The 14,998-nt window shown below is 31.6% G+C and carries 16 protein-coding genes; 3 read left to right on the forward strand and 13 right to left on the reverse strand.

What is annotated here, in order from left to right; all coding sequences use genetic code 11:
- Positions 1-269: 269 nt before the first annotated feature.
- The 9 genes from HMPREF0389_RS02130 to HMPREF0389_RS09075 all read right to left on the reverse strand — a co-directional run bounded on the left by HMPREF0389_RS02130 (position 270) and on the right by HMPREF0389_RS09075 (position 8,266).
- Entirely contained in the window at positions 270-1,505 is a 1,236-nt protein-coding gene (locus tag HMPREF0389_RS02130; RefSeq protein WP_014262095.1) for a site-specific integrase, read from the reverse strand.
- A 46-nt stretch (positions 1,506-1,551) separates the two neighbouring features.
- Complete coding sequence (locus tag HMPREF0389_RS02135; RefSeq protein WP_014262096.1) at positions 1,552-1,728, reverse strand: DUF6290 family protein; 177 nt, start codon at positions 1,726-1,728, stop codon at positions 1,552-1,554.
- Between the two features lie 80 nt (positions 1,729-1,808).
- Positions 1,809-2,006, reverse strand: coding sequence for a DUF6462 family protein (locus HMPREF0389_RS02140; protein ID WP_014262097.1), 198 nt, complete (start codon positions 2,004-2,006; stop codon positions 1,809-1,811).
- A 483-nt stretch (positions 2,007-2,489) separates the two neighbouring features.
- The gene (locus HMPREF0389_RS02145) at positions 2,490-2,906 is read right to left on the reverse strand and encodes a sigma factor-like helix-turn-helix DNA-binding protein (RefSeq protein ID WP_014262098.1); all 417 of its coding nucleotides are present in this window, start codon (positions 2,904-2,906) and stop codon (positions 2,490-2,492) included.
- A gap of 316 nt (positions 2,907-3,222) precedes the next feature.
- Positions 3,223-5,736 (reverse strand): ABC transporter permease, encoded by a 2,514-nt coding sequence (locus HMPREF0389_RS02150; protein WP_014262099.1) that lies wholly within the window; start codon positions 5,734-5,736, stop codon positions 3,223-3,225.
- A complete protein-coding gene (locus HMPREF0389_RS02155; protein WP_014262100.1) occupies positions 5,729-6,415 on the reverse strand; it encodes an ABC transporter ATP-binding protein in 687 nt (228 codons plus the stop codon). Before HMPREF0389_RS02155 ends, HMPREF0389_RS02150 begins: the two co-directional genes overlap by 8 nt.
- 79 nt (positions 6,416-6,494) lie before the next feature.
- Positions 6,495-7,346, reverse strand: coding sequence for a sensor histidine kinase (locus HMPREF0389_RS02160; RefSeq protein WP_014262101.1), 852 nt, complete (start codon positions 7,344-7,346; stop codon positions 6,495-6,497).
- Between the two features lie 3 nt (positions 7,347-7,349).
- Positions 7,350-8,006 carry a response regulator transcription factor gene (locus HMPREF0389_RS02165; RefSeq protein ID WP_014262102.1) on the reverse strand — a complete coding sequence of 219 codons (657 nt, stop codon included), beginning with the start codon at positions 8,004-8,006 and terminating at the stop codon, positions 7,350-7,352.
- Positions 8,003-8,266, reverse strand: coding sequence for a helix-turn-helix domain-containing protein (locus HMPREF0389_RS09075; protein ID WP_014262103.1), 264 nt, complete (start codon positions 8,264-8,266; stop codon positions 8,003-8,005). The genes HMPREF0389_RS02165 and HMPREF0389_RS09075 overlap by 4 nt, the downstream gene beginning before the upstream one ends.
- A 334-nt stretch (positions 8,267-8,600) precedes the next feature.
- On the opposite strand from HMPREF0389_RS09075, the gene HMPREF0389_RS02175 reads away from it, so the two are divergent.
- The gene (locus HMPREF0389_RS02175) at positions 8,601-9,596 is read left to right on the forward strand and encodes a hypothetical protein (RefSeq protein ID WP_014262104.1); all 996 of its coding nucleotides are present in this window, start codon (positions 8,601-8,603) and stop codon (positions 9,594-9,596) included.
- 158 nt (positions 9,597-9,754) lie between these two features.
- On the opposite strand, the gene HMPREF0389_RS02180 is transcribed toward HMPREF0389_RS02175, so the two are convergent.
- Together HMPREF0389_RS02180 and HMPREF0389_RS02185 are read right to left on the reverse strand one after the other, a co-directional pair.
- Positions 9,755-10,312, reverse strand: a complete 558-nt coding sequence (locus HMPREF0389_RS02180) for a class I SAM-dependent methyltransferase (protein ID WP_014262105.1) — start codon at positions 10,310-10,312, stop codon at positions 9,755-9,757.
- Positions 10,313-10,321: 9 nt separating this feature from the next.
- Entirely contained in the window at positions 10,322-11,245 is a 924-nt protein-coding gene (locus tag HMPREF0389_RS02185; RefSeq protein ID WP_014262106.1) for a tyrosine-type recombinase/integrase, read from the reverse strand.
- Between the two features lie 214 nt (positions 11,246-11,459).
- Between HMPREF0389_RS02185 and HMPREF0389_RS02190 the strand changes: the two genes are divergently transcribed.
- Positions 11,460-11,828 carry a plasmid mobilization protein gene (locus HMPREF0389_RS02190; protein WP_014262107.1) on the forward strand — a complete coding sequence of 123 codons (369 nt, stop codon included), beginning with the start codon at positions 11,460-11,462 and terminating at the stop codon, positions 11,826-11,828.
- Entirely contained in the window at positions 11,828-13,201 is a 1,374-nt protein-coding gene (locus HMPREF0389_RS02195) for a relaxase/mobilization nuclease domain-containing protein (protein ID WP_014262108.1), read from the forward strand. The genes HMPREF0389_RS02190 and HMPREF0389_RS02195 overlap by 1 nt, the downstream gene beginning before the upstream one ends.
- A gap of 77 nt (positions 13,202-13,278) precedes the next feature.
- Here HMPREF0389_RS02195 and HMPREF0389_RS02200 read toward each other — a convergent pair whose 3' ends face one another.
- Both HMPREF0389_RS02200 and HMPREF0389_RS02205 read right to left on the reverse strand, forming a co-directional pair.
- A complete protein-coding gene (locus HMPREF0389_RS02200; RefSeq protein WP_014262109.1) occupies positions 13,279-13,797 on the reverse strand; it encodes a hypothetical protein in 519 nt (172 codons plus the stop codon).
- Positions 13,798-13,961: 164 nt separating this feature from the next.
- Complete coding sequence (locus tag HMPREF0389_RS02205; protein WP_014262110.1) at positions 13,962-14,921, reverse strand: single-stranded DNA-binding protein; 960 nt, start codon at positions 14,919-14,921, stop codon at positions 13,962-13,964.
- Positions 14,922-14,998: the final 77 nt, after the last annotated feature.

A 14,998-nucleotide genomic window follows, 5' to 3' on the forward strand; every position in this document is an offset into this window, starting at 1 on the left:
TTAACATTATTGTCTTCTATTTTTACCAAATTCTATAGTTCCTGTCCTTCTTCTTCCTCTTCTTTTTTAACGATAGGTTTCATCGTCGGGAATACTTTTTTACTCAACATATTATCACCCAATATCCTATATTATTAGTATTTTCAGCAATTCGATAAAAGTACTATCAAGTACTATTCATTAGTATAATTTGGAAATTTGTTGTCTTTTTTGTTGTCATCAGACTTTCTTGTTGTCTTTCAAACCACAAATTCAACTTCTATTTTCATTTAAAATATATCCAAATTCTTTGCTAAATTTTCTATTGATTCTTTCTTCTTATCGCTATTTGCCTCGGCATAAATATCCATTGTAGTCTCTATACTTGCATGCCCCATGATTTCCTGAATCACCTTTATATTGGTTTCATTTTCACAAAATCTCGAACAAAAAGTATGGCGTAAATGATGGCAAGAGAAGTGAGGGATCATTATTGGCTCTCTTTTTTCTTTCTTGGCTTTAACAATTTCCTCAGTATTATGAGCTTCTAAAATCCTCCTAATAACCCTATTGATAGCAGCGGGATTATGTATCATACCAAAACGATTTGAAAATACAAAACCACTCATGCCATCAACAACCGCTGTACAAAACCCTTCTTCTTTCTGTCTTTCATACTCCGTTTCTAAAGCTTCATACACAGGCTGCATCATCGGCAAAATTCTGACGCCTGCCTCCGTTTTAGGTAGAGAAACCTTAAATTCACACTTATATGTGTCGGTTTTTCTTGGATAATAGGTCATGCTGTGATTTATATCAATGGTTCTTTTTTCCATATCTATATCAGACCATCTAAGTCCAACTACCTCTCCAATTCTACAACCTGTGCCAAGTAGTACCGTAAATATTGGATTCCAATGGACAAATACCGGACTTGAAGCTATATAATTCATGAAAGCTCTTTGTTGTTCAATAGTCAATGCATGCCTCATGTTCTTCTTTTTGGTATTTTTCTTTTTAATCTCCGCCATTACCCCATCACTTGGATTGTTTCGGATAATATCATCCCTGACAGCCAATTGAAAAGTTGGATGAAGTACTGTATGAATAGTTTCCAATGTATTTACCTGAAGTTCTCTGTTATTCAACAAATCATAATAGAAATAAAGTACATCAGAATATTTGATTTCTCCAATTTTTTTCTTTCCAAAGCCTTCTCTTACAAAATGATTATACATATACATGTAATTGGTGTATGTTGTTTCTCTTAATTCGGATTTTGTAGAAATATACCTATCAAAAACGAAGTTAAGCGAAGCATTCCCAGCTACATATACATCTAAACCATCTAATTGATCCTTAATAAGTCGTTCTTCTCTTTCTCTTAATTTTTTTAAGTCCTTTGAGTAGATAAACTTTCTATTTCCATAAGGATCTACATAGCCATAAGCATATCTCCCATCACTTTCTCGATAGATTTCTCCTTTCCTTAAAGCTCTACCTTTGTTGTCTTTTCTTGCGGACATCTCCAATTCTCCTTTCTATACCAAAATATAGAAGTGAGAACTTTCGTCATTTTTTCAGAGAATTGCAATACAGCTTTTTTATCCCTGATTTAACCGCCTGCGACATGGTCAAATTATGAGTTTTTGCATATTCTTTAAGTTCTTGATATTCACCTTCTGTCATTCTAACCGTTACTCTATGAAATTTCGGGTCATCAACCAGAGGGCGTCCCATCTTTCCCATATTATGCTCCTTTCTCATAATTTAACTACATTATACTTTTTGTCCGACATTTTGTCAATACATTTCACAATTTAATACGTCTATGTCTGGTACGGTATCAAACGAAAGGTCTCTAAATACTCATCTAAAATATCGCAATTTACCAAAACTAATTTGTTTAGCTTATAAACTGCTCCTGCTTCTTTTGCCATTTCTTCAAACTTTGTCTGACACATCGAATACAGTTCCGCGCCCTCTTTATATCTAACAAATCTTTTATGATTGACTTTATTTTTCATTAAATTCACCCCCTAAAAATCTATATTTATGTCAACAGCTTGCTTTTTATTTTATTTAAAAGTTTTATGACATTAGTAGGTGTCTTGGCTGACAACATAGGAATCTCACCTCCGCCTCTTATTCCAGACGAGCCGGCATAAACTATTGAAGTATCATTATCACTGCTTGTATCAACGAACAGACTGCCACATCTGTTTTTTATGTTTTCTTATTTGTCGCTCACTTTCTTATTTCCTTGGTTTAACCAGTATTCATAAAACCGAAATCTTTCAGCAGAAAGGTCTTGGCGTAAGTCATAATTCTCCACAAGCAGATAAAGTCCTACCTTGGTCTATTCAGTTGTCAAAGAACAATTGCTTAACAGCTTTTTAAAAAAGGGGACTTTAAGTTCTATTCAATGTCAAACTCTCTATTGAGTAAAAATAAAAAGACAGATCTCCCTTTACTTTATAAAGGAAAATCTGTCCTCATCTACAAGGCGATTATCTCAAAAAATCTTCCAACAACAACTTCAGTTTTTTCAATATATTATTCTTACGCCATTGTATAGCTTGATAACTCACTTTCTTTCTTCTTGCAATACTCGAAAGAGTTTCGTCCTGAAAGTACAACCGCTCTATGATGTCCCTTTCTTCTGCATTTAACCTTGATATAGCGTTTCTGACCGCTTCAATCATCATCTGCGTTTCCACAATTTTTTCAACATCAACGCTTTCATCAATGATATTCTCTGCGAAATGTCCATCCTGATCCAAGGACGAAAAAAAGAGCAAGTGGTTTTTTCTGTCCACCTGCTCTAAATACTTTTCATGTTCTCTTTCCCGCCAGTAGACTTTGTATATCTCCTCACTGACTTTTACCTTTTGTCCGTTTACATATAGATAAAATTCTTTTTTCATTTTGAAGTCCTCCGTTTCTTTTGACTGACTGTTTTCAGGCAAAAAAAGGAGGACTTCTACACTCGGGCATAAGAAGTCCTCTAAAATATAAAAAATATTCTCTTTTCTTAAATTTATTTAATTGCTCTAAAAAGTTTATATGATCGCAAACAAATGTACATATTATTATAGGAAAAACAACAATTTTTCCTATCCAGATTTTTCTTCTTATTATAGGAAAAACAACAATTTTTCCTATCCAGATTTTTCTTCGCTAAGTATAAAGGGATTTGCATTCTTATTCTCCTCCATTCCATATAGCTATTTATTTAAGTGATTATGCTCTATTTTGCCAACTAAACATTTTAGGAATTACTACTGCTATCAATAAAAATATTGGAATTGATACTAACATTGGCCATACAACAAATTGATATTTAAACATTATCATTTGTCCAGCAATCATATTGACTATTGTGCGGTTTAATCCAATTCCAATTGTAAATACAGCTATAAAAGTAAAAATTATTCTTATCACACCTTCAGCAGAAAGCATATTTTTTATCTGCTTGTATGTCATCCCTACTGCATGAAGCGTCATCAGTTCTCTACTTCGTTCATTTATTGATGTATATGTTAGGTTAATAAAATTTAAGATTCCTATTAGGGCAAGTATTAAACTCATCGCACTTCCTATCAATAGAAATGTTTGCTGCATTTCCTTAAATCCTTCTTTATATTTATTTCTCGATTCAAAATCAAGAAGCGGTTTTATATTTTCGCAGTACTCAGTTAAAGACGCTTCCACCTTATCAATATTATCATCATCAACATTCATGAAAAGTTTCATCGCCCCCTTGCTCTGTGAATGTGCCAGATATTCTTCAGAGGGAAGCATGATATTGATATCTATCGTAAATGAATACCCCGACCCCATGGCATAAGGAATTTTTCCAATCCCTATCACCTCGTATGACTTTGTTGAACCATCTGGCATTTCAACATTGATATTATCACCAATTTTGTAAAATGCTACTTCAGCATCATCTTTAGAACCTTCTATTGGAGCTGATATAACAACGTACTTTCCTGTTTTAAACTTTTCCCAATCAAGTTTTCCTGCATCCATTTCAAGTTTGTCATAAACAATCTGATCTATTCCATATACGCAGCTATATATCTCATGACTGTCAAAAATACGAGTTTCAAGCTCTTTTGCTTCGTCGGAATTGATTTTATTTTTGATAGTCTCGTAAAAATTTAGTACCTTCTTTAAAACTGAACCATCTACCTTATGAAATCCCGTCGACATATACACCGCACCTATGTCCTCTATGCCATTCATTTTTTTGCAATATTCGATGTTACTTTCGCTTACCCCTTCATTTTCAACTGCCTTTAAATATCTATCAAACAGCGAAGCATCCGCAACGGTAAAATCCGAACTCGCAAAGCTGCTCACATATTTATCTTCATCAAAACTTGCAACTAAAGATACCGTTATATTCAACATAATAATACTCAGAGCCATAGAAAGAATGACAGAAATTGTCTTTTTTTTATTACGTCCTATATTTTGCCAAGCCATCGTTACTGGTGTGACTTTATGAGTTCTTTTATTTTTTCTCTTGATTGAATTCGAGTACCCTATGTACCTTACAGCTTCAACCGGGGATATTTTCTTTACAATTCTACATGGTCTTATGCAGCTTATGCGAACAGTTATCCATGAAAAAATCCCACTTACTACAAAGAACCATATATTGAACTTCATTGTAACAGGAATACTAATCATATTACTGATAATCAATGGAATCATTATCATTGAAGCAAGATAGCCAATGAGCAAACCAATTGGTATTGCAATAATACTGATCATAATTGCTTGCCTAATTACAATCTTTTTCAATTGTATGTTTGTCGTTCCAATAGTTTTAAGCAAACCATAATGGTGAATATCTGCTGTTATCGATATATTAAAAATATTACTGATAATCAGATATCCTGAAATCATAATTATAAAAAGTAAGAATATCATAAGAGCCATACTTGTTGGATCTATCGATGATGTAGAATACGCCCAATTCACGCCTTCATTAATTTCTTTTCCGAAATCAAGACGCATTTTTAACTCATCCATTTTACCACTGATATTAAATGCATTATTAAAGTTAAATCCGGGATTAATAGATCCAGCATAGGAGTCTACATCCATAAACTTCTTCATATCTACTTCATTTTGCCAAGTCGGAGAGAACTTCTCCTGAAATTCTTTAGACACATATATTTGATTAGCCAATGTTGCGGTAGGCTTTTTCCAAATTCCACTGACAAGGAATTCTCCTTCATATGTATCAATTCCATTGTCTATTTGCAAGCGAATCGTTTGACCTATTTCATGTGAAAGCCCAAAGTCATCAAGCACATTTATACAAGTTGCAATTTCATTTTCTTTTTGGGGAAGGGTTCCAATTTCAGGAAAAGAAAATGAATGCTTGGCATTTCCTTCACCCGTGTATCTGATTTCGGTATAATCCTCACGAAGTTCTTCATTGGTAGACTGCCCCACGATAATGCTATAGCTGAGTTCACTTATTTTATTGTCCCTTGAAAGCTTATCATATTGCTTTTGTGTTAAGAACTTAAACCCTGCGTGAAAGTCACTTCCTACCTGATACATCGTAGACTTTTCCATGCCGGTTATCATGCTTCCTGCAACGGTAAATACTGCAGTCACCATGAAAGCTGTGAGCGAAATAGCAAGGATCAATATTAAATTTCGTTTCCTATTAGCCTTCATGCTCTTTTTACTTATATTCGAAATCCATTTTCGATTATTTATATTACGCATCAAAACCACCGCCCTTTGAAACAACACGACCGTCTTCTATTCTGATAATGCGATCCGCTGTTTGAGCAATCTCCTCATTATGAGTGATTATAACTACTGTCTGATGGATTTTTTTACTTGTCACTTTCAAAAGTCCGATGACATCTTGACTCGTTTTTGAATCTAAATTCCCGGTCGGTTCGTCTGCAAGTACGATAGAAGGTTTCGTAGCAAGTGCTCTAGCAATCGCTACTCTTTGTTGCTGTCCTCCTGATAACTGATTAGGCATGCTGCTTACTTTTTCACCCAGACCTAATGCATTAATAATTTCATTTACATAATCTTCGTCTACCTCATTGCCGTCTAGTTCTATCGGAAGAACAATATTTTCATAAACATTAAGCACCGGAACAAGATTAAACGCCTGAAAAACAAATCCTATTTTTCTTCGCCTAAAGATAGTTAGCTCTTCGTCTTTAAATGAAAATATATCCTTTCCATCAACCAGTACGGATCCATCGGTTGGTCTGTCCAACCCTCCAAGCATGTTAAGCAAAGTAGATTTACCGCTGCCACTGGAACCGACAATCGCCACAAATTCTCCATGAGACACTGAAATATCCACTCCATCAATAGCCTTTACGATAACCTCGGATGGACTATAATATTTTTTTAGTGATTTTGTTTTTAATACTTCCATATTCATCCCTCCATATAAAAAGAAAATGCTAAGCACCTATATACTTAGCATAACTCTTTATTCTTTCCAGATTATTTCGTCAATCTTTCATTATTGAAAGATTTGGAAAACAAATATCAAAAGTACTGCCAACGCCTACTTTGGATTTAACCTTAATATATCCGCCATGACCTTCTATAATATTGCGTGAGAGAAACAACCCGACACCGATCCCTTCCTTATCCCTTGCAAGACTTCCTCTGTAAAATCTGGAAAAAATCTTTGGGATCTCATCTTCCGATATTCCTTGACCTTGATCCGTAATACTTATTCCACAAAACATTTCATAACAAAATGTATGAATCTTGATCTTCGTGTTATCTTCAGAATACTTAACGGCATTATCTAAGATATTGAATACAGCTTCTATCACCCATTTTTCATCCGCTTTTATCATTAAACCCGAATCGACATCAAGGTCTATTTTTATATTTTTACAAGAAGCTTTTGGATAAGCTTGATTCATTACATTTGTAACTATCTGCTTAATTAAAACATCTCTTTCTTTAAACTGAAACATTCCGCCCTCAAGCCTTGACATCTTTGTTAATGCATTTATTAGTTCTCCTAATTTTTTACTATGAAAACTGATTTCCATCGCATACTCTTTTATTCCGATATCTTCCGCCACTTCATTAAGCAATTCAGAATACATAATAATATTTGTTAACGGAGTCTTCGTCTGATGAGAGATATCTGTAATTAATTGTTTTAGTTTGTCCTTTTCTTCTCTAATTTTCTTTTCGGACATGGACGACCCGGTGAGGTAACGCATAAACTTAGTTTGAAATTTTGACAGCTCCGTTTCATCAAAACGTTCTTCCTTAAAATCACCGCTTATCGCAGAATCCAACATTTTATTTAAAGCATCATATTCATTTTTCCCAAACATTATCTACTCCAATCTGAAAACATATCCTAACCCATAAACAGTATGTATCAATTTAGCTTCTCCATTATCAATCTTATCACGAAGTCTTTTTATTGCTACCGAGAGTGCATTTTCATCTACAAACATCTGATTCTGCCACACATGGTCAATCAATTTTTCTCTGGATAAAATAACACCTTCATTTTCAACTAAATATTTCAGTAATCGAATCTCTGTTTTACTGAGTTCAAACTCAATGCCATTGCTCTTAAATACAAACGAGTCAAAGTCTAAATCCAAGCCATATTTCCGGTATGCATTATCACCTGTACTTCTTGATAGGAGTTTTTCTATTCGTAGCCTTAATGCCATTAGAGAAAACGGCTTCGTCACATAATCATCGGCTCCCAATTGAAGACCTTCTACTTCGCCAATTTCTGTATCATTTGCAGTCAGAATTAGCACTGGTTTTCGTGAGTATTTTCTAATTTCTTTAAGAAAATCCAATCCATTCCCATCTGGAAGGTTGATATCCAATATTATAAGATCTGCACACTGTATATCTTTAACATCTGATAAATTATAAAAATTTACAAAATCATATTCTTTACTTCCAAGCGTCAATTCTATCCCTCGATTTATTGAACTATCATCTTCAATAATATATATTTTTCTTTTCATATCTCAATTATCTCCTTAAAATTATTCGAACATTTATTTTTTCTTTCACATTCATTCCGCTTTATATATCTCAGCTCTATATCATAACCTAAGGCTTCCATTATTTTTACGAATGTGTTGTTAACAATAGTTTCTTTATTACGAATTACTCGATTTACATATGGAGCAGATGTATTAATTTGTTTCGACAACTTTGCCTGTGTAATTTCTGCTTCAATACATTTTGTTTTTACATCGAGTTCTATATTATTCTTTATCACGTTAAGCTCCTTCATGTTATTATTCTTTAATAAATAAGATAATTTATTATACCAAATATCATGGTTTTATGCTATAATATTCCCAATAGAGACAATTATATGCTTAGAGTTGCTCTAGTACTAATAGTATAGGAGCAAGCACAGTAAGTGCATATGCACTTACGAAAAAATTGACTTAACCCTTGCATCGGCATCGGGCTATTTTGTCAATTTAGCTTGTTGGGGAAATCCCCCAAACCCCTTTCATTACATTGTAAAAATTCAAATAATATTGTATAATATTCATATAAAATATGAGTAAAGGATAATTTATTATTATGAGTGGTAGGATGAAATGAATGTATGTTATAACATAAAAAACGCATCTAGAGCCAAACAATCCGATTTAATAAAGGCTTTAAGTATATATTCAAAAACAGTGGATAAGTTTGCCCAGACCGATACAAATCAAATTATGGATTATATTTCAAAAAGGTATGACGAAAATAGAATTATGTTTTTTTTCGTATTGTATCTTAATGGAGAAGTGTGCGGATTTGCAGAATACGCATATCTAAAGAAAAATAAAGTATTAATGCTAGATTATCTGTGTACGGAAAGTAGAAATCACACACTATTTTATAATTTTTACCAGATGATTTTTGAAGAAATAAATAGGACTTTGAATTCCAAACAGCTATTCATAGAATTTATTGTGACCGAATTATCTTTACTTAAACATGGAAAAAAACTCATTGAAACGGATAGCAATTATTTTAGGCAAGTTTTATCATTTGAACAATTTCATATATTAAACATACCGTATAAACAACCATGTATGGGCAAAACATTAGAGTTCTTTGAATATAGCCTAGCTATAAAAAAAGCAGACTCATGTGAAGATAACTCATATGTATATAATAAAAATTTTTATATGTCCTTAATATCAGAAATATATGAGGAACACTATTTGCAGTGGTATTTGCATTATACAGATAATAAAAAAGAAATTATAGAAACGTTCAATAATAGTCTTGCTTTGCTCAATAATGAATACCCTCCAGAGGCATATGTTGAAGAAATATATTCGGTTAATTGCCGATTGTTTGATAAGGGAATATGCAATCAGATAAAACCTGAAACAATAACTTTATCTAAACAAAAGAAAAAGAATATCAGGAAATATTTAGTATGTGTAATTTGGGTAGCATTAAGTTTAAGCTCGATTTTATTATGTTATTTTCAAGATGAATTGAGTATTACCAAATATATATCAACTTTAGTAAATGCAATAACAATGATTACCGGGATTATAGCATTGCTGACAATTGTAAAAAATAAAATCACTTAGTAATTTCGATTATAACATTATGGGCAAACGGATATGACAATAGCTGAAAAGAATCATCAAGTTTATAATATTTAGATGATTCTTTTTCGCTAACTCCTAGTTTATATATAAGAGAAGATAGTACATGAAATCTATAAGTGTTTTCTATTTTAAAACCATTATGCAATAATATTTTTTTTTATATATTTTTCGCTATACATCCATAGTAAGTGTTCTTGATTATTGTAGTTATATTTTTTCAAAAAAACAGCAGAGCCATAATCTTTTGTTAATAAAAATTCGGCACTATTTGAACGTTCAAATTCAATTAAAGCTTTTCCATTTTTCTTTAATACTCTTTTAATTTCATTAATAGAACGAATGGCATCACAATAATTTAGAACACTTCCAACACAAATAATAAATTCTACACTATTATCTTCAATAGGGATATCTTCTAAGCTTCCGACAATATAATTTGGTTCATTTTCAACATATTCACTTATAATATCCATTTGTATTAAAGTTCCTTTAACAGGATATTTGCTTAACCCAGATCCTATATTTAGACAAATTGATTTTTCATATGTATGTTGGTTTACCCAATTTGCAACAAATTTTTCTATTATAAGATGTGTAGCATAATGCCAAGTATCATTTACTGGCCAAGGATTATTATTTTTATAATTTCTATAAGCTGTTTTCTGAACTTTATTTCCTTTTAATAAATCACTCATAATAATAAATTATCCTTTATTGGTAGATATTTTTAATCTTGGATTTTTGTATTTCATTATTTCAATTTTTTTATTAGAAGTTATATTCGTATAAATTTGTGTCGTTGTTATGCTTGAATGTCCCAATATTTGCTGTATATTTCTAGAATCAACATCATTTTCTAATAAAAGCGTAGCAAATGTATGCCTAAACATATGAGGTGTTATATTAATTGGTATACTTGCTTTCTTACAATTTTTTTTAATCATATTTCTCACTGACTGATCTGACAATTTATTATTGATTCTATTTATGAAGAAATATCCTTTAATTTCTAATCCAAATAATTCCTCATATTGTTTTATTTCTTTCCATAGATTTTCATTATACACCGGTAATATTCTCTCTTTATCACCTTTCCCGTAAATTCTAATCATCCTTTCACTATATGAAATTTGTTCCTTTCTTAAGTCACATAACTCACTAATTCTTATTCCAGTACTTATTAATATTTCTAAGATTATAATATCTCTAGAAAGTGCTTTGTATTTATATGTGTTTTTATCGGCATTATCTCTTTCATCATATAAACATTTAAATAAGTTTTCTAAATATACTATAGGTATTGTTTTGGGTAAAATAACAGGTTCCTTTAGTCTTAATCTTATTTTTACAAAAGGGTTGTATTCTAATATGTCCTCATATACAAGATATGAGAAAAAAGCTTTCAGAGTTGCTATCTTTCTTTTAATTGTTTTCACTCTATAATCCTTTGTATGTAACATTTCTATGTATTTGCATAATATCTCTTTTCTATAATAATTTTCTTCCTTATCCAAAAATACCATGTATTGTTTTAAGTCCAGTTTATAAGACTTTACTGTTTTATAGTTTAAATTATTTTGATTTTCACATACTTTTAAATATTCATCTACTAGATTTTCTAAGTTCATATCTTGTCTCCTTGTATAATATATTTACTCAAAATGATACCCTAATTTTTTTAATTTGAGTTACTCTTAAAATAATGCTATAATATAAATTGTAACTAATATTTGAACAGGAGATTTCAAACAAGAAATATATTTTTAAAATTAGACCTGCAATTAAGTTTTTTAACTTAGTTACAGGTCTTTTATTTTACGAATTTTTAGGAGATGATTTTTTATGGCAAATAGATATAGAAATAATGGAATATATTTAATGCTTTCCGATGATGAGCTTGAAATTTTAAACAAAAAATATGAACTGTCCGGTTGTAAAACCCTTCGCCAGTTTATGATGAAATGTATATTGGAAAAAGATATTTTTGTACTGGATATGAAAGTGTTTAAGGAGATGTCTACAAATATCGGAAGAATTACAGGCAGCATCAATCAGATTGCAAAGAGAGTAAATTCAACAAGTATCATCTACAAAGATGATATCAATGATTTGAAAAAGCTCTTGGAAAAACAAGGGAAAGACATCTACTTTCTTCGCAAAAAGCTGTATGAATTAGGGAATTTAGGAACAACAAATACGGAGGAGATCTAATGGCAGTTACAAAAATCCATCCAATAGAAAAAACACTATATTTAGCCTTAGACTATATTATGAATGAAGATAAAACCGATGAAAAAATCCTTATATCTTCTTTTGGCTGCAATCCTAAAACAGCTCATCTTGAGTTTGAACAGACAAAAAAAGAATGTAATTCTAAAGCAAAAATTTTAGCAAGACATCTAATTCAAGCATTTGCTCCGGGAGAAACTACACCTGAACAGGCACACCAAATCGGACTGGAGTTATGTGAGAGAGTCTTGCAAGGAAAGTATGAATATGTCCTTACTACCCATATCGACAAGGGACATCTACACAATCATATTCTGTTTAACAATGTCAGCTTTGAAACAGGCAAAGCCTACCAAAGCAACAAGAGAAGTTATCATCAAATTAGAACTGTCAGCGATGATTTATGTAAAGAAAACGGCTTGTCCGTTATTGATGAAAACTACAAAAGGTTTAAGAACAGATACTCTACAAATGGCAAAAGCTATATGGAATATACCGAATTTAAGAGGGGAACTTCTTGGAAAAATAAGCTTCAGATTGCGATTGATAAAGCTGTTTTAAAATCCAAAACCTACGAGGAATTTCTAAAGACTATGGAAGATTTCGGTTATGAAATCAAGATTGGAAAGTATCTTTCCTTCAGACATAAAGATAAAAGAGATAAGGGAAGATTCACTCGTGCAAAAGCATCTACTTTAGGGAAAGATTACACAAAAGAGAGAATCAAGGAACGAATCAAAGATCCAAATAAACATCATATTTATGCTAATCAGGAATATCATTATGAAAAACTCTCGTACAAGAAACCGGATACTATTGTAGATATGAAAAACAATGAAAAGGTAAAATCCTCTAAAGGCTATGAAGTATGGGCAGGTAAACATAATATGAAAACTATGGCATCTGCCTTAAATGAAATGAGAAAATCTGGTGTTAACTCCTACGAGGAATTAGATTTAAAATTAAAGAAAGTGGCATCAGATAGACAACAATTATTAGATAAGATAAAACACATAGAAAAAGAAATGAAGTTCATTTATTCTGTAATAGAAAATAAAAATACGATCTCTGAAAATCAACTGATTTATGATATGTATATGAAAGATAAGGAAAACAAAGCCTTTTATGAAGAATATAAATCGCAAATCATTGCCTATGAAACAGCTATGAAAGGGAGCAAAAATTTCAAATATCAAACATTAAGCATTCAAAATTTATCTGATAAATATATGCTTTTAGAACAAGAAAAAACTACACTTATGGGAGAATATTCCTCTCAAAACTCTATGCTTCACAAGCTTGGGCAAGCAAAGAAAAATACAGATTTGTATCTTGATAATCATTTGGAAAAATAAAAAAGTAAGGGATAATCGTTTCTATCCGAATTTTGAATAGAACGGATTATCCCTACTTGATTTCAATTTAAATGATGTCATTCATCAGATTTTTCTACAATATAATATTCTTTGAATTCTTCCTTTTCCTCAAGGAATTCTTCTCTTCTTTTCCATACCACAAGAGCTATGATCGTGATTATAATATAATTGACCACCTGATTTGCTATGTCATGATTTAACAGAGGCAAAAAATAGTCTGTTCCCTTTGTAATAAAGCCATTTACCAAGATACAATAAACTGTCATGGAACTCAAAAACGAAATGGCGAAGTTTAAGATTTTTCCTAGCAATCCAAGTTTTCGATGGATCATTTTAAACAGAGCGGAATAGATTATTACTGCCAATATTGCTGCCAATACATCCCAAAAATACATGGCATATCCGGATGAGAATTTTACTGAAAAATAGTGGTGGGTATAGTACCAGCTTGCTATAAATACTACAAGTTTATCCAGTGCAAACAAGCTGATTTTTACAAATGTGGCTCCTGCAAACAGGATAACTCCCAAATATATTATAATTAAGGCTATAAAAATGATAACCAGACCAATCATATCATTTTCCTCCTATCTGAATAATTTTCTTTTTCTTATAATATAACGCTCCCGTTCTAATTTATCAAACCTTTATTTTCCATATATTCCTAATAAAAAACAAAAAAAATAGTGGATAAACAGCCTTATTAGCTGTTTACCCACTATTTTAAAACTTTATAATTTTATCTCTCTACATTTTTCTCTTTTTTGATACCGCTCTGTTCCCTTGGTTTTTCGCCTGCCTTTTCCTTATACTCCTTTAACTTACCAAGTGCTGAAGGTTTCTTTGTTTCCTTTGTGTTTTGATTTGTTTTGACCTGTTCTTTGGCTTTTAGCAGCTTTGCGGAATAAACTTTAAGAGACAAATATTTTTTTCCGTCCTTTCCCTGACTGATTTTTTCTTTTCCGAATATATGGACAAAATCTCCTTTTTTCAAATTTTCCACACTGCTTACCTTATCATTATAAGCTAAACAGTTGGTGTATTTTACATTTCCTTCCTTGTCATTTTCAGCAATTGCAAAACTTGCAACGGTAAAATCTTTACCATCTTTTGATGTCAAATTTTTAATGTCTATATCCGAAGCAATATTGCCATTGATATTTATAGTATTTGCTTTTTCGTTATTTTCATTTGACTTGTCATTTATAGTACTCTTATCCTCCTTCACATTTTCCTCACCGGATAAAGCACTATTCTTATTCTCTCTTCCACTTTCTAAATCAGGTGCTTCCATCTCATTTTCATCTATATAATCATAAAATTTTTCATCAACTAAGCCCATAATCTTATCATTCATATAATTATCATAGGCAACATCAAGGGTATCTTCGTTTTCTATTCCTGTTTCCAAAGATATAATTCCTTTTACAAAATCACTATGATTATACTCCGCTAAAAAAGATAAGGTCTCTTTCATCGTTTCAAAGTTGTTGTTTTGCATATCGGAAATGCTTTTTAAATCATTTGCATATCGTCCGTTATCCCATTCAAATTTCCCGCTTTCCTTGTTTTCTTTAATCCCTGTTGCAAGTACAAACTGAGTACCTGAAAACAATATTGCCTGATTGTCCTTCACATCTAAAACTGTTGTATTTTCACTTAATGCTGTTTTTACAATATCGCCTTTTTCTAATTTCATTATTTATTCCTCCATTCAATCTTCTTTGTATTTATAGTTTTCATCGTTAAAATTGAAAAAAGAGTACCTATAAAAGA

Source organism: Filifactor alocis ATCC 35896, assembly GCF_000163895.2.
Taxonomy (GTDB): domain Bacteria; phylum Bacillota; class Clostridia; order Peptostreptococcales; family Filifactoraceae; genus Filifactor; species Filifactor alocis.

What these genes read in the sequence shown, in the direction of transcription:
- HMPREF0389_RS02190 (WP_014262107.1), top strand. Translation starts at nt 11,460, where the DNA reads ATGGCAAATAGATATAGAAATAATGGAATATATTTAATGCTTTCCGAT.
- HMPREF0389_RS02140 (WP_014262097.1), bottom strand. Translation starts at nt 2,006, where the DNA reads ATGAAAAATAAAGTCAATCATAAAAGATTTGTTAGATATAAAGAGGGC.
- HMPREF0389_RS02155 (WP_014262100.1), bottom strand. Translation starts at nt 6,415, where the DNA reads ATGGAAGTATTAAAAACAAAATCACTAAAAAAATATTATAGTCCATCC.
- HMPREF0389_RS02185 (WP_014262106.1), bottom strand. Translation starts at nt 11,245, where the DNA reads ATGAACTTAGAAAATCTAGTAGATGAATATTTAAAAGTATGTGAAAAT.
- HMPREF0389_RS02195 (WP_014262108.1), top strand. Translation starts at nt 11,828, where the DNA reads ATGGCAGTTACAAAAATCCATCCAATAGAAAAAACACTATATTTAGCC.
- HMPREF0389_RS02145 (WP_014262098.1), bottom strand. Translation starts at nt 2,906, where the DNA reads ATGAAAAAAGAATTTTATCTATATGTAAACGGACAAAAGGTAAAAGTC.
- HMPREF0389_RS02165 (WP_014262102.1), bottom strand. Translation starts at nt 8,006, where the DNA reads ATGAAAAGAAAAATATATATTATTGAAGATGATAGTTCAATAAATCGA.
- HMPREF0389_RS02200 (WP_014262109.1), bottom strand. Translation starts at nt 13,797, where the DNA reads ATGATTGGTCTGGTTATCATTTTTATAGCCTTAATTATAATATATTTG.
- HMPREF0389_RS02175 (WP_014262104.1), top strand. Translation starts at nt 8,601, where the DNA reads ATGAATGTATGTTATAACATAAAAAACGCATCTAGAGCCAAACAATCC.
- HMPREF0389_RS02160 (WP_014262101.1), bottom strand. Translation starts at nt 7,346, where the DNA reads ATGTTTGGGAAAAATGAATATGATGCTTTAAATAAAATGTTGGATTCT.
- HMPREF0389_RS02135 (WP_014262096.1), bottom strand. Translation starts at nt 1,728, where the DNA reads ATGGGAAAGATGGGACGCCCTCTGGTTGATGACCCGAAATTTCATAGA.
- HMPREF0389_RS02150 (WP_014262099.1), bottom strand. Translation starts at nt 5,736, where the DNA reads ATGCGTAATATAAATAATCGAAAATGGATTTCGAATATAAGTAAAAAG.
- HMPREF0389_RS02130 (WP_014262095.1), bottom strand. Translation starts at nt 1,505, where the DNA reads ATGTCCGCAAGAAAAGACAACAAAGGTAGAGCTTTAAGGAAAGGAGAA.
- HMPREF0389_RS02205 (WP_014262110.1), bottom strand. Translation starts at nt 14,921, where the DNA reads ATGAAATTAGAAAAAGGCGATATTGTAAAAACAGCATTAAGTGAAAAT.
- HMPREF0389_RS02180 (WP_014262105.1), bottom strand. Translation starts at nt 10,312, where the DNA reads ATGAGTGATTTATTAAAAGGAAATAAAGTTCAGAAAACAGCTTATAGA.